The organism is Mesorhizobium sp. M0060 (assembly GCF_040323155.1).
Lineage (GTDB): Bacteria > Pseudomonadota > Alphaproteobacteria > Rhizobiales > Rhizobiaceae > Mesorhizobium.
Map to the genome: position 1 here is coordinate 73,075 of NZ_JAMYUP010000019.1, position 13,027 is coordinate 86,101.

Sequence of the window (13,027 nt, forward strand, 5' to 3'; positions counted from 1 at the left end):
ATAAGCGCGGCGCCCCCTTGCGAGAATGGTCAAAGCTTGCCGGCGTCCTCGAGTATCTGGGTAGCCTTGGCGGCAGCGTCGTCCAGCGCCTGCTTGGAGGTCTTGTCGCCGAGAATGGCGGCCTGCAATTCGGGATAGACGGCGTTGGAGATTTCGATCCATTCAGGTGTCTGCGGTACGGCAAAAGCGTGCTTTGCCTCTTCCTGGAAAGCCGCCAGCACTTCCTTCTTGTAAGGATCATTGGCCGCTTGCTGGATGTCCCAGTCCCATACCGCCGTGCGGGTCGGTAGCGGGCCGCCTGCTGCTTCAAGCTTCTGGCTGTCCTCATTGGTCAGGAACCAGACAAGCGACGCCGCAGCTTCCTTGCTTCCGCAGTTTTGGGTGACCGAAAATCCGTGGTGCCCCGACCAGCCGGTGCGAATGCCGGCCGATCCCTTCGGCGCCACCTTCACCCCGACATTGCCGGCGACCTTCGACGACTTTGGATCGTTGAAGAAGCCGGCCCAGCCCGGCCAGTCGAGGTTGATCGCGACGGTGCCTGAGGCAAAGCCCTGGCCGAGATCGTCCCACAGATAGTTGGTGGTGCCGGCCGGCACCGCCTTGGCTTTGTAGAGATTGACGAACCAGTCGAGCGCGTGCACGCCGGCCTCCGAGTTGAAGGCGGGCTTGCCGTCCTTGTCGAGATACTCGCCGCCGTCGGCAATGAGCATCTCGTAGAAGCGCCCGTTGATCGCCTCTTCCTTGCCGGCGAACTGGGTGCCGTAAAAGTCCGGCGGGCTGGCGAAGAATTCCGCCTGCTGGGCGACCTCGTCCCAGGTGTCGGGCGGGGTCAGCTCCTTGCCGTATTTGGCCTTGTAGGCAGCCTTCTTGGCTTCGTCCTGATAGAGGCTCTTCTGGTAGTAGAGCGCCGAGACATCGAACTGCGCGCGCGGCAGCATCACCAGCTTTCCGTCGAGCGTCGAGGCCTTGATCGTAGACGGCACGAAGGCGTCGATCTCCTCCTTCGGCAGCAGCGCATTGAGATCGGTGTAGATATCAGGATATTGCGGCGCGAAGGATGAGTGGTTCGAGCCGACGCACCAGTTGATGCTGCCGGAGGCGATGTCCGACTTGATTTCCTTGTCGAGTTCGAAGTGGTTCTTCTTCGAGATCACGTTGACCTTGGCGCCGGTCAGCTTTTCCCACTCGCCGATGCGCGCGTAGAGCCCTTCATATTGCTGACCGCCGATCAGCTTGGCGTCGATGGTGACGCCATCGAATTTGCCGGGCAGTTTGGCAGCAAAGGCAGCACTCGCACCAAGTGCGAGCAACGTTACGCCGGCCGACAGGCAGCAAAACAGTTTCGTCATTGGTATCCTCCCAAAGAGTCTGCGTCGATCCATAGCGAGGGCTGATCGGCAGCTTCATTCATATACAAACAAAACATTTACATAATCGTCAAGCGAAAGTTCTTTCGGAAGCAATGCTGTTATGCGTATATGAAAAGCAAAATTCACTGGAGAGGCCCAATGGCAGAGGACGAGGAAGACGACCGTTATCGAGCCCCGGCGTTGGACAAGGGGCTCGACATCCTCGAGCTGCTGGCTGGCGTCGATGGCGGCCTGACGCAGGCGGAAATCGCCAAGAAACTCGACCGCAGCCCCAATGAGTTCTACCGCATGCTGGATCGGCTGGTGCGGCGCGGCTACGTCACGCGTCCCGATGGCGACCGTTATTCGCTGACGCTCAAACTGTTTGGCCTGGCGCAGCTGCACGCGCCGGTGCGCCGGCTGGTTTCCTATGCGACGCCGCTGATGCGCGAGCTGGCAGAAACCTCACAGCAGGCAAACCAGCTCGTCGTCTTCGATCGCGGCTCCGCCGTGGTGATCGCACAGCAGGAGGCGCCGGATTACTGGGGCATCTCCATTCGCGTCGGCTCGCATATCAGCCTGTTCGACACCGGCTCCGGTCATGTGCTGCTGGCGTTCCGCCCGCCGGAAGAGCGGCAGATGATGATATCCGAACATCTGCGCAGCACCGACAAGCCGCCTCAATCGCCGGAGTTCTTTGCCCGCCTCGACCAGATCCGGGAACGCGGCTACGAGATGATGGCGTCGATGCAGACCGCCGGCGTGTTCAACCTGTCGACGCCCGTTCTTGGCTCGGACGGCAAGGCGATCGCCGCGCTGTCGATCCCCTACATAACCCTGGTCAACGCACCCAAGGCGCCCGATATCACGAGGACGATAGAGCTGTTGCTGGCAGCGACCGAAAAGCTATCCCAACTGGCGGGGTCGACCGTCAAGCAATCGAGGTAAATTCTTATTTGAATGAAGAATTTCTCCGTGAGATGATCTCGAAGCCGCCAAGGAGGAGAGCGCCGCCATGATCTTCGACACCCATCTGCACCTCATCGACCAGTCGGCGCTGCGCTACCCCTGGCTTTCCGGCGTGCCGGCGCTCAACCGCGATTTCTCCTATGACGAATATGCAGTCCAGGCCCGGCGGGCCGGCATAGAGGGCGCATTGCATATGGAGGTCGATGTCGATCCAGCCGATATCGAGGCCGAGACCAGCCATGTGAAAACGCTGTCGCAGCAGAAGGACAGCCTGCTACGCGGTGCAATCGCCTCCTGCCGTCCGGAAATGCCGGGCTTTGCCGCGTATCTCGAGCGCCAGCGCGCCGATCCTTTCGTCAAGGGCTTTCGGCGTGTGCTGCACGTCATGTCGGATGAACTCTCGGAGGGCGCGCTGTTTCGTGAAAACATCAAGCGGCTTGCCGGCACCGGCCTGACCTTCGACCTTGTCGTTCTGCCGCACCAGATCCCCAAGGCGACGGCACTCGCCGACCTCGCGCCGGACGTCCAGTTCGTGCTCGACCATTGCGGTGTGCCGGACATCAAGGGCGGTGGCGAGCATCCGTGGCGCGAGCACATCGCGGAGATCGCAGGGCGCCCGAACGTCGTCGGCAAGATTTCCGGTGTGGTCGCCTATGCGGATGCCGGATCCTGGACTATCGATACGCTGCGTCCCTATGTCGAGCACACCATCGAATGGTTCGGCTGGGATCGGGTCGTCTGGGGCAGCGACTGGCCGGTCTGCACGCTTGGCGGCGGCCTTGCGACCTGGGTTGCGGCAACGCACGCGCTGCTTAGCGGCGCCAGCGACGATGAACGGCAAAAGCTGCTGTCCGGCAATGCAAAGCGGCTGTGGAGTTTGTAGAGCATTTTGCAGCCAAGTGGGATCACTTGGCGTCGCACAAATGCGGCTAAAACGAATAGGCGGCCTCAGATCGTCGCTGACACATGCCGCTCGCGGCCGTAGAGCGAAACCAAGAGCACGATGACCAGGCCAAGTGCCGCCTGCACAGTCGAGGGCCGGAAGCCGAGGCCGATCAGCAGCGTGTTGATCTCCGTCAGCACCAGCACGCCGGCAATGGTGCCGAAATAGCTGCCGCGGCCGCCGACAAGGGCGGCGCCGCCGACCACCACCGCCGCGATGGTCTGGAACAGATAGGGCTGGCCGACATCGCCATAGGCAGAGCCGGTGAAGCCGAGCAGCAGCACGCCGGCGGTGGCGGCGAAAAAGGCGCTCGCGGCATAGGTCACCGTCCACATGCGGACGGGATCGATCAGCGCCAGCGGCGCTGCGCCGGGGTTGCTGCCGAGCGCATAGAGGCGGCGGCCATAGGGTGTGCGCGCCAACACCAGCGCCACCAGCAAGGTCAATACCGCGACGCATGGCACCAGCCCAGGGACCGGCAATGGCCCGACAGAACCGCCGATCGAGACGAAGGCGGAAACTGCTGCAGGCGCCGATCCGGATGGAAAGCCGCCGGTCCATAGCAGGACGGCGCCTTGCACGATCATGCCGACGCCGAGCGTGACGATCAGCGGATAAATGTCGAGCCCGCGCGAAATCAGGCCGTTCAGCGCTCCGATCAGCATGGCGAGCACGCCCACGGCCGCGCAGACCAGGGCAAAGTTCCAGCCGGCGCCGTAAAGCTGTGCCGCGACGACATTGGCAAAGCCGATGACGAAGGGGATCGACAGATCGATGCCGCCCAGAATGACGACAAGGGTCTGGCCGATCGATGCGACGGCCAGCAGCGAGGCGATGACCAACAGCGCCCGGATGGCGAACGGCTGCGAATAGCCCGGGATGAGCAAGGTGCCAAGGAGGTGCAAAGCGGCAGCGACGGCAAAAGCGCCGGCGACACGGGCATTGGTGGACTGAAACCAGGTCTGGCGCATCCTTCTCAGCCTTTCCGTCCCGAGAGCCGCTCCTGCAGCGCCGTCATGATGACGGCCACAACCAGAATGACGCCATAGGCGATCTGCAGCACATAGGTGGAGACGTTGAAGGCGGTCAGCACGCTCTGCAGCAGGAAGATGTCGATAGCGCCGATAGCGGCCCCGGCGAGCCCGCCGCGTCCGCCGGCAAGGCTGACGCCGCCGAGCGCCACCGCGGCAATCGCGATCAGCGTGTAGGTCGGTCCGATGTTGGGATCGGCCGAGCCGATCAGGGCGGTCAGCATCAGGCCGGCGCAGGCGGCGAGAATGCCGGTCATGACATAGGCGATGAAACGGACTTTGGTGACTGGAACGCCGGCGGTGTAGGCGGCGCGGTCGTCGCTGCCCACTGCCATCAGCTGGTCGTAATAAGGCGTCTGGCGAACCAGCGACCAGGACAGGAAGATCAGCGCCAGCGGCAGTGCCGACCAGGGGCCGGCCATCGCCTTCAGCCAGCCCGGCGCCGGGCCGATCGGCGCCGGCAGGATGGTCAGCGTCGTGCCGGTGAGGATCAGATAGGTGCCGAGCGTCGCAACGATCGGCTGGATGCGGACGATGGTCGCCAGGAAGCCGTTGGCGGCGCCGACGATCGTGCCGATCAAAAGCGCTGCCGGCACGATGACCAGCGGCGAAGACATTCCAAACTTGAGAAACAGCACCTGGATCACGATCGCATTGACGAACCCCATCAGCGGCCCGACGGAAATGTCGACGCCGCCGCGCCCGGCTAGGATGACTGGAGCCGAGGCGAGCGCTGCGCCGATCAGAGGTGCGGCGAGCCCGATCAGCGCGCCCCAAGCGGAAGGATGGAAGCGCGCCGGATTGAGCAGCAGATTGACCGTGATCAGGATAACCAGCAGCACGGTCGCAAAGCCGGCGCCGCGCCATCGCTCGGCCATGCGTCGAAACCCGCTCATGCCGCGCGTCCGAACATGGCAGCGATGACGGCGTCGCTGATCATCGCCTCACCGCTGATTTCAGCCGCCACCTGCTGTTCGCGGAACACCAGCACGCGATGGCAAAGCAGCAGGATCTCCTCGATCTCGCTCGACAGGATGACCAGAGCCATGCCGTCCGCCGCCAGCCCGCGGAACACGTCGTAGAGGACATGGCGCGTCGCCACGTCGACACCGCGTGTCGGATCGTTGAGGAGCAGGATCGCCGGCTCCAGTGCCAGTGCCCTGGCCAACAGCACCTTCTGCTGGTTGCCGCCGGAAAGCGTCGTGATCGAGGCATCCGGCCGTGGCGCGACGATGGAGAGTTTTTCGCGGTAGGCCTCGTAGCGCCGCCGCCGTGCGGCGAAGTTGAGCAGGCCGAAACGCATGTCGCGCGACAGTGTCGAGACGGCAAAATTATCGAGCACCGACTGGGTCGGAAAGATGCCGGTGGCGCGCCGGTCGCGTGGCAAATAGGCGATGCCGCTGGCGACCGCCTTGCGGAAGCTGGTGATGGCGCGGGGTCCCTCGAGTGCCTCGACGACCACCTCGCCGGCGACGGCCTGTTCCAGCCCGGCTAGTATTTTCAGGAAACGCTCCTGTCCGTGGCCGTCGAGGCCGGCCAGCCCGACGATCTCGCCCGGCGCAATCGTCTGTGTCACCGGGCTTGCGCTCGGCGCGATCACCAGGCCACGCACCGAAAGGGTGGCGCGATCAGCCATGCGCCAGCTCCGCCGCGGTGCGTGGCGCCATCGCCTTGAGAAGCTCGGATGCGGTGGAAACGCCGCGTTCCTCGGTCGTCACGACGCTGCCGCCGCGCAACACGGAAATCCGGTCGGAAAGCGCCATCACCTCGTCCATGCGATGGGTGATGAACAGGATCAGGCAGCCTTCCGAAGCGAGCTTGCGCATCATGGCGAAAACCGCCTCGCGATCGGCGAAGTCGAGCGCCGCTGTTACCTCGTCGAGAATGAGAATGCGCGGGTTGCGAACCACGACGCGGGCGAGCACCACAAGCTGCTGAACGGCAAGCGGCAATTGCCCGGCCAACTGGTCGAGCGGGATCTCGGTCACCGCGAAGCGCTTCAGCACCGCTTGTGCGCGTTGCCGCCGCTCCGCGCGCGGCACGGTGCGCGTTAGCAAACCGTCGAGGCCGAGCAGGATGTTGTCCGTCACCGAACGGTCAGGCGCGATCAGCACTTCCTGGAACACGGTGGCGAAACCGGCGGCCTGGAAGGCCGCCGGCCCGAAGCCGGCAAACGGCTTGCCTTCGAGCCTGATTGTGCCGCTGTCCGGCTGCACGATTCCCGACAGCAGCTTGACCAGGGTACTTTTGCCCGAACCGTTCTCGCCCAGGATGGTGTGGATCGTGCCGGCGCGGAATGCGATGGAGGCTTTCGCCAGCGCAATCGTTTCGCCGTAGCGTTTCGAGATGGCCTGGACTTCCAGCATGAGCGATCCTGATGGAAGAGCCGGCTCCGCGGGCGGGGAGCCGGCCTTCGTAAAGTCTTATTTTGCGCAGGCGTCCGGCACCTTCGAATAGTCCCAACCCTTGGTCGGTGCAGGATTGGCGAAATAGGCATCGAGCCATTCCTCCGGCATCGGATCCTTCGGCGGGACCGGGAAGATCGAGACGGCGTCGGCCGTCATGCAGTCCTTGTACCATGCGCCGAGGTCGGCATTGTGCACGGGCGGAATCGGAATCAGCAGCGTGTTGAGCTTCGGCTTCTGCCCATCCAGCATGCGCTCGCCAACACGAAACAGCGTCTCGGCTGTCCAGTGCGGCAGAACCGCATGGCCTTCGAAGCGGTATTTGTCCGGATTGGCCTTCCAGTAGCCGAGCGCATCGCCGGTGATCGAGCCAGTGATCAGCGGGGCAGGGCGGCCGGCCTCGGCAAAGGCCTCGGCGACGACGCGGCTTTCGCTGCCCGTCGTCCACACCGCATCGATCGGCGCCGGATTGGTGGCGATCGCCTGCAGCACCGCCGTCTTGGTGACGTTCGCCGTCCAGTTGCCGTTGACGCTGCGCGACACCGTCAGCTTCGGGTTCTCGGCCAGCGCCTTGTCGCCGCCCTGGCGCTCCTGCACGACGATCGGATGACCGGCGATGCCTTCGACCAGAAGCACGCTGCCGCCGTCCGGCATAGCTTTGCCGATCGCCGTCATCATGTCGTAGCCCCAGCGGGCATAGTTGGAATCGACATTGATGGCATTCGGGCTGGTCACCGACCCAGCTGCCGTGAGGAAGGGGATGCCGGCTTTGGCTGCGGCATCGATGGCATCGTCCAGCGCCGTCGCCGAGCCGGGGATCGAGGTGATGATCGAGCATTTCTTGTCGATGAAGGCGCGGATCTGGTTGATCTGCTGACTGGCGTCGTTGTTGGAATCCGACACTTCGAAGCTCGCCACGGTGCCGTCGGCGATCAGCCCGTCGACCAGCCGCTTCAGCTCCTTGGTGACGGTGACGCGCCACGGATTGCCCTGATAGGACTCGGAGTGGCACCATTTCCACGGCTTTGGCGGCGGCGCGAAATTGTCCCAGGCCGATGGCAGCACCTTCTGCGGCGCGCCGTCATATTGCGCCTTCAGTTCAGTCGGCAATCCAGCAATCACGCCCGACACGTCTTGAGCGCAGGCTATTGTCGTGACCGAAGCAAGTGCGGTTGCGGCCATAAGGCCGCGGATCAGGCTGTTCATGTTCTCCTCCGTTCGGTTGTTTTCAGGCTCCTCCGCCGGCAACGCCGGACACCTGTGTCGAAAAGCTCTCCCGAAACAGGCGATTGAGATCGGCAACGACGCGAGCGGCATTGTGCCTTTCGCTCAGGCCGAGATTGATGCGATCGGACGCCGCCTGCTGGAACGCCATGTAGCCGTCATGCCGCGGCCTGACCCAGGCACCTTCGAGCGTGGCTCGGGTGGCGACGTAAAACTTGCCGGTGGCGGCATTGACGGCGGCATCCTCCCAGGCCGCGGCGTGGCCGGGCTGGCCGCCGGCCGAGGCGTAGGGGCCGCGCTGCACGTCGCCGCTGGCGATCCAGTAGGCGAAGTCGATTGCCGCCTGCCTGGCCTTCGAAAAGGCCGACACGGCAATGCCGGTCCCGCCGAGCGCCGAGCCGATCGGGCCGGCATTGCCCGCAGCAGGGATATCGACGAAAGCCACGCGGTTGGGCCGGAATCCGGCGATGGCATAGGAGACATAGCCATAGATCAGCGGCGCACAGGCGATCCGTGATGCCGATCCGGCCATTTGCTCCAAGACGGCGATCGGGTCCATGCCAAGGCAGGCCGGATCGACGAGCGCCGCGATCTCGCGCATCATCTCGAAAACCTGCTTGCCGGTTGCCGGGTCCACATGGTCGCCAGGTCCTTCGCCGGCAGGCCGGCCGAGATTGCCGGCAAGCGTATAAAGCACCATCAGCGAATGCGGCGGCCGGAGCGGCAACAGCACGCGGCCCTGCCGGGCGAGATCGAGCGCATCAGCCCAGTTCGCCGGCGCAGCCGAAAGCATGTCCGGCCGCCACGCCTGCACCTGGCTCGCTGTGTCTATCGGAAACGCCCATTGCCTGCCTTGCCAGTTGTAGCTTGGATAGGACTGGCCGACGCTGCCCGCCGCAAGTGCTGCACGTTCGGCTTCCCGGCCGGCGACATCGAGCGGCGCCAGGCAATTCTCGGCGGTGATCCGGCCGACATGCGGATGATCGATGACGATCAGATCATAGGCACGGGCCAGTTCCTCGACCGGGAAGGATTCGAAATCCTGCAGCGAGCGCTTGTCCCATTCGATGGCGACGCCGGTGCGTTCCCTCCACAGTGCCGAACAGGCGACCATCGGGTCGTAGCCGCGCGGATGGCTCCAGGTCATGCCTTTGAGCGTCACCTCGCTCACAGCCCGAACTCCTTGCGGATCTTCGCGCTGTGCTCGCCGATACGTGGCGCAGCCCGCTCGACCTTCGCGCGGATGCCGTCGACCCTGAGCGGCGAGCGCGTGGTGAGGATCGAAACGTCATCCTCGCGCGTCACCGTCTGCAGCATGTCGAGGACCTGAAAGCCCTCGCTGGCCATCATCTCCGGCCAGGTCAAAACCTTGGCGCACCAGATGTCGGCGGGCTCGAGGATCGCAAGCCATTCGTCGACCGTTTTCGTCGCGATTTTTTGCGCGATGATCGCCTTGATCTCGTCGCGGGCGGTGAACCAGGTCGACGGCTCATCGCGATAGGGCGCAAGCTCCTCAAGCCCCAGGAGGTCGGCCAGCTTGGAGATCGGCGTCATTGCGATCGCCAGATAGCCGTCATTGGCCGGATAGACGCCGTAGGGCGCCGATAGGTAGGCGTGGGCGCTGCGGAAGGCTGATCGCCGCGGCAGCCGGCGTCCATCATTGAGATGCGTGGTCAACACCTCGAACTGGAAGTCGACCAGCGCTTCGAGCAGGCTCGTCTCGACATGGCTGCCCCTGCCGGTCACGCCGCGTCGCACCAGCGCGGCAAGGATACCTTGCGCGGCGGCGGAGCCCGCCAGCATGTCGGCGATCGCCAGCCCGAAAGGCACCGGCCCCTGGTCCTCGTCGCCGTTCAGCCACATCACGCCGGAGCGGGCCTGGGCCAGCAGATCCTGCCCGGGCCGCTTGACCCAGGGGCCTTCCTCGCCATAGCCGCTGATCGAGGCATAGACCAGGCGCGGATTGATCTTGCGTACCGCCTGGTAGTCGAGGCCCAGGCGCTCAATGACGCCGGGCCTGAAATTCTGGATCAGCACGTCGGCCTTGGCCAGCAGGCCGCGTAGCGCCGCAAGGTCGGCCTCGTCCTTCAGATCGATGGCAAAGCTTTCCTTGGCGCGATTGATGGCATGGAAAATGGTGGAATCGCCGCCGATCTCCGTGTCGCTGAGATAGAGCCGTCGCGACAGGTCGCCGCCATCCGGCCGCTCGATCTTGATGACGCGGGCGCCGAGGTCGAGCAGTCGCAGCGAGCAGTAGGGCCCGGACAGGAACTGGCTCATGTCGACGACGACGAGCCCGGTCAGCGGCAATTCGGAAATGGCGGCCATTGCCTATTTCTCCGTCCTGCCGACGAAATCGGCCGGATTGCGGTACTTCACCGTCTGCAGGTGCTCGCAATAAAGCACGAGCTCGCCTTCACCCTTGAAGACCTCATAGCTGGCGCGGATCAGCCCCATCTCCTCGTATTTTGGTTTCTTGTCGAGGTTGGAGCGGATCGAATAGATCGTGTCGCCGACGAATACCGGCTTGATGAAGCGCAATTTGTCGTAGCCATACGAAAAGGCGTTGATGCAGTTGGTGGCGACCAAGCCGAGCCCGGCCGAAAACACGAAGGCGCCGGCGACCAGCCGCTTGCCGAAGATGCCTTCCGTTTCGGCAAACATCTGGTCCTGCACGTAAGGATGGATGTCGAGCACCAGCGTGTTGAAGAGATGGCTGTCGCCCTCGGCAATGGTCCGGCGCAGCGAACGGATCTTCTGGCCGACCGGCCAATCTTCATAGAACCAGTTCTCCGCGTTCCAGACGGGAAGGTCGGCGTGTTCCTTCGGCATGTTGGTGGGGTGTGTCGACGTCACGCCCACGGTCGGGGCGAAACCTCTCATGACGACTTCCTCTGGGAGCGGGAATCGTCCATCAGGGCGCGCCGCAGACCAGCGAAATGCATGATCGATCCTCCCGTCAATCTTCTTTTGTGAATAGTATTTTCACATATGGGGTTGTGTTGCAAGCGAGTCTCGGCGAAATTTTGCCGCGATCCGCGGCGGCCAATGCCGGCGGAACAGGAGGAAATGATGCAGAATGCCTGTCTGGTTTTCGTCGGCAGCCTCAATCGCGAGGCCCCGTATTTTCAGGGCGCGCGCGGTGTCGGGCTGGGCGTCTACAGTTTCGACGAAGAGACGCTGGAGACGAGGAAACTGACTGAGACGGATGACGTCGACAATCCGACCTTCCTGTCGGCGACGCCGGACGGCTCCCACATCTATGCCAACTCCGAAGTGTTCACCTGGCGCGAAGGCGTGGTCTCGGCCTACCGCTTCGACAGGCAGACCGCCACGCTTTCCTACATCAACAAGCAGCCGACCCTAGGCAGCATCACGGCGCACAACACCATCACGCGCGACGGGACGAAGTTATTGGTCGCCAATTACGGCATGGGCGAGGGCGGCCCCGATCGCTCGGTCGTGGTCTACGGATTGCGCGAGGACGGCGGCCTGACAGCGCCGTTGTCGAGCGTTGCCCATAGCGGGACCGGACCGGATCCGGCCCGCCAGGAGCGGCCCCATGCCCATAGCGTAACCGAGACGCTTGCCGGTGGCATGGCAATCGTCGCCGATCTCGGCATCGACCGGCTGGTGTCCTATCGCATCGGGTCAGACGGCAGCCTGACGAAGCTGGCCGAGTCGGCGCTTGCCCCGGGTGCGGGTCCGCGCCATTTGGCGCTGCATCCAGGCGGCCGCTTCGTGTTCGTCATGAACGAGCTGGATTCGACGATCGTCTCGCTTGCGCTGGACGAAGCATTGGGCAAGCTTACGATGATCGACAGCAAGCCGGCCGTGCCGGCCGAGGCGCGCGACGGCAATCACTGCGCCGACATCCAGATCTCGCCCGACGGCCGCTTTCTCTACGGCTCCAACCGCGGCCATGACAGTGTCGTGGTGTTTTCGGTCGACCAGCAAACCGGCAAGCTTGCCCTTGTCGACTATACGCCTTGCGGCGGCGCCACGCCGCGCAATCTGGCATTGACGCCTTCGGGTGGCCATCTGTTCTCGGCCAACCAGAACGCCGACCGCATCTCGATTTTCGCCCGTGATGCCGCAACCGGCCGGTTGACCGACACCGGCCGATCCATCGAGATCGGCACACCGATGTGCGTCAGGATCGTGCGTTGAGCGCTCTCAGAACTCGAGCGCCTGCCTGAGTGCCGGGCCGCTCCTGACCCGCAGATCGAGGTCGGCCTCGATATGGTCGATATGGTGCAGCATCAGCGCGCTGGCGCGCTCGGCATTGCCGTTTTCCAGCGCCTCGAGGATCTGCGTATGTTCGCTGTGGCCGCAGCTTGAGATACCCGAGCGGCCGTAAAGCGCGATCACCAGCGATGAACGTGCGACCAATTCCTCCATGAAGCGCTGCAGGATGACGTTTCCCGCGACCGACGCCAAAAGCAGGTGAAAATCTCCCGACGCCTTGATCTCCGATCGCCTCGCGTTCGGTCCGCGTTCGGCGATGAAACGGCCTTCTTCGTCGAGCTGGGCCTTGAACGCAGCGACATGCGCCGGCGTCATCCGCCCGGCGGCGGCGATCGCGATGCCGGGTTCGATGAGCCGGCGCGAAGCAAAGACCTGCCGCGCTTCCTCCGGCGACGGATTGGCGACGAATGCGCCGCGATTGCGCTCGATGCGCACCAATCCTTCGAAGGAGAGCATCTGCAGTGCCGCGCGCGCCACGGTGCGGCTGACATCGAACAGCGTGCCGACCTCGCCTTCGGAAAGCTTGGTTCCAGGCGCCAGCCGGCGATCGACGATCGCGTCGCGCAGCTGGTCGCGGATCGCTTGCGCACGATCCTCGTTGGCACTGTCGATAGCAGGGAAAGTCTGGTCGGCAATGTTCATGGCGGTGGTCCTGCGTTCTTCTACCCTGAATCACATCGCTTGGACGAGAGGCAAAGTGAATACAGAGATGGAAAAGATTGCATACGATTTTTGCGAGGATCGGTGGCAATCGCCTATAATTTATGCATTGCACGAGGGTGCCGTATCGGCAGTCATATAGACGCGGCCCTGATATCTTCGCGGATTCAGTCGGTTGGTGCGGCGGCGCGCAACTGG

The 13,027-nt window shown here is 63.7% G+C and carries 13 protein-coding genes; 3 read left to right on the forward strand and 10 right to left on the reverse strand.

What is annotated here, in order from left to right:
- Positions 1-29 precede the first annotated feature (29 nt).
- Complete coding sequence (locus NKJ94_RS19575; RefSeq protein ID WP_352527156.1) at positions 30-1,349, reverse strand: type 2 periplasmic-binding domain-containing protein; 1,320 nt, start codon at positions 1,347-1,349, stop codon at positions 30-32.
- 159 nt (positions 1,350-1,508) lie between these two features.
- Here NKJ94_RS19575 and NKJ94_RS19580 point away from each other — a divergent pair, with 159 nt between their 5' ends.
- Complete coding sequence (locus NKJ94_RS19580; protein ID WP_023716659.1) at positions 1,509-2,297, forward strand: IclR family transcriptional regulator; 789 nt, start codon at positions 1,509-1,511, stop codon at positions 2,295-2,297.
- A 67-nt stretch (positions 2,298-2,364) separates the two neighbouring features.
- A complete protein-coding gene (locus tag NKJ94_RS19585; RefSeq protein WP_352527157.1) occupies positions 2,365-3,201 on the forward strand; it encodes an amidohydrolase family protein in 837 nt (278 codons plus the stop codon).
- Between the two features lie 65 nt (positions 3,202-3,266).
- Here NKJ94_RS19585 and NKJ94_RS19590 read toward each other — a convergent pair whose 3' ends face one another.
- Genes NKJ94_RS19590 through NKJ94_RS19625 form a run of 8 tightly spaced genes read right to left on the reverse strand, consistent with a single transcriptional unit; the run spans position 3,267 to position 10,804 of the window.
- On the reverse strand, positions 3,267-4,232 hold the full coding sequence (locus tag NKJ94_RS19590) for an ABC transporter permease (RefSeq protein WP_352527158.1): 966 nt from the start codon (positions 4,230-4,232) through the stop codon (positions 3,267-3,269).
- 5 nt (positions 4,233-4,237) lie between these two features.
- The gene (locus NKJ94_RS19595) at positions 4,238-5,188 is read right to left on the reverse strand and encodes an ABC transporter permease (RefSeq protein ID WP_352527159.1); all 951 of its coding nucleotides are present in this window, start codon (positions 5,186-5,188) and stop codon (positions 4,238-4,240) included.
- A complete protein-coding gene (locus NKJ94_RS19600; protein ID WP_352527160.1) occupies positions 5,185-5,928 on the reverse strand; it encodes an ATP-binding cassette domain-containing protein in 744 nt (247 codons plus the stop codon). The genes NKJ94_RS19595 and NKJ94_RS19600 overlap by 4 nt, the downstream gene beginning before the upstream one ends.
- The gene (locus NKJ94_RS19605; RefSeq protein ID WP_352527161.1) at positions 5,921-6,658 is read right to left on the reverse strand and encodes an ATP-binding cassette domain-containing protein; all 738 of its coding nucleotides are present in this window, start codon (positions 6,656-6,658) and stop codon (positions 5,921-5,923) included. Before NKJ94_RS19605 ends, NKJ94_RS19600 begins: the two co-directional genes overlap by 8 nt.
- A 57-nt stretch (positions 6,659-6,715) precedes the next feature.
- Entirely contained in the window at positions 6,716-7,903 is a 1,188-nt protein-coding gene (locus tag NKJ94_RS19610; protein WP_352527162.1) for an ABC transporter substrate-binding protein, read from the reverse strand.
- A gap of 22 nt (positions 7,904-7,925) precedes the next feature.
- Positions 7,926-9,068, reverse strand: a complete 1,143-nt coding sequence (locus NKJ94_RS19615) for an extracellular solute-binding protein (RefSeq protein WP_352527205.1) — start codon at positions 9,066-9,068, stop codon at positions 7,926-7,928.
- A 20-nt stretch (positions 9,069-9,088) separates the two neighbouring features.
- Positions 9,089-10,249, reverse strand: coding sequence for a CaiB/BaiF CoA transferase family protein (locus NKJ94_RS19620; RefSeq protein ID WP_352527163.1), 1,161 nt, complete (start codon positions 10,247-10,249; stop codon positions 9,089-9,091).
- Positions 10,250-10,252: 3 nt separating this feature from the next.
- Positions 10,253-10,804, reverse strand: coding sequence for a MaoC family dehydratase (locus NKJ94_RS19625; protein ID WP_352527164.1), 552 nt, complete (start codon positions 10,802-10,804; stop codon positions 10,253-10,255).
- A gap of 189 nt (positions 10,805-10,993) precedes the next feature.
- On the opposite strand from NKJ94_RS19625, the gene NKJ94_RS19630 reads away from it, so the two are divergent.
- The gene (locus NKJ94_RS19630; protein WP_352527206.1) at positions 10,994-12,091 is read left to right on the forward strand and encodes a lactonase family protein; all 1,098 of its coding nucleotides are present in this window, start codon (positions 10,994-10,996) and stop codon (positions 12,089-12,091) included.
- A 6-nt stretch (positions 12,092-12,097) separates the two neighbouring features.
- On the opposite strand, the gene NKJ94_RS19635 is transcribed toward NKJ94_RS19630, so the two are convergent.
- On the reverse strand, positions 12,098-12,811 hold the full coding sequence (locus NKJ94_RS19635; protein ID WP_352527165.1) for a GntR family transcriptional regulator: 714 nt from the start codon (positions 12,809-12,811) through the stop codon (positions 12,098-12,100).
- Between the last annotated feature and the right edge of the window lie 216 nt (positions 12,812-13,027).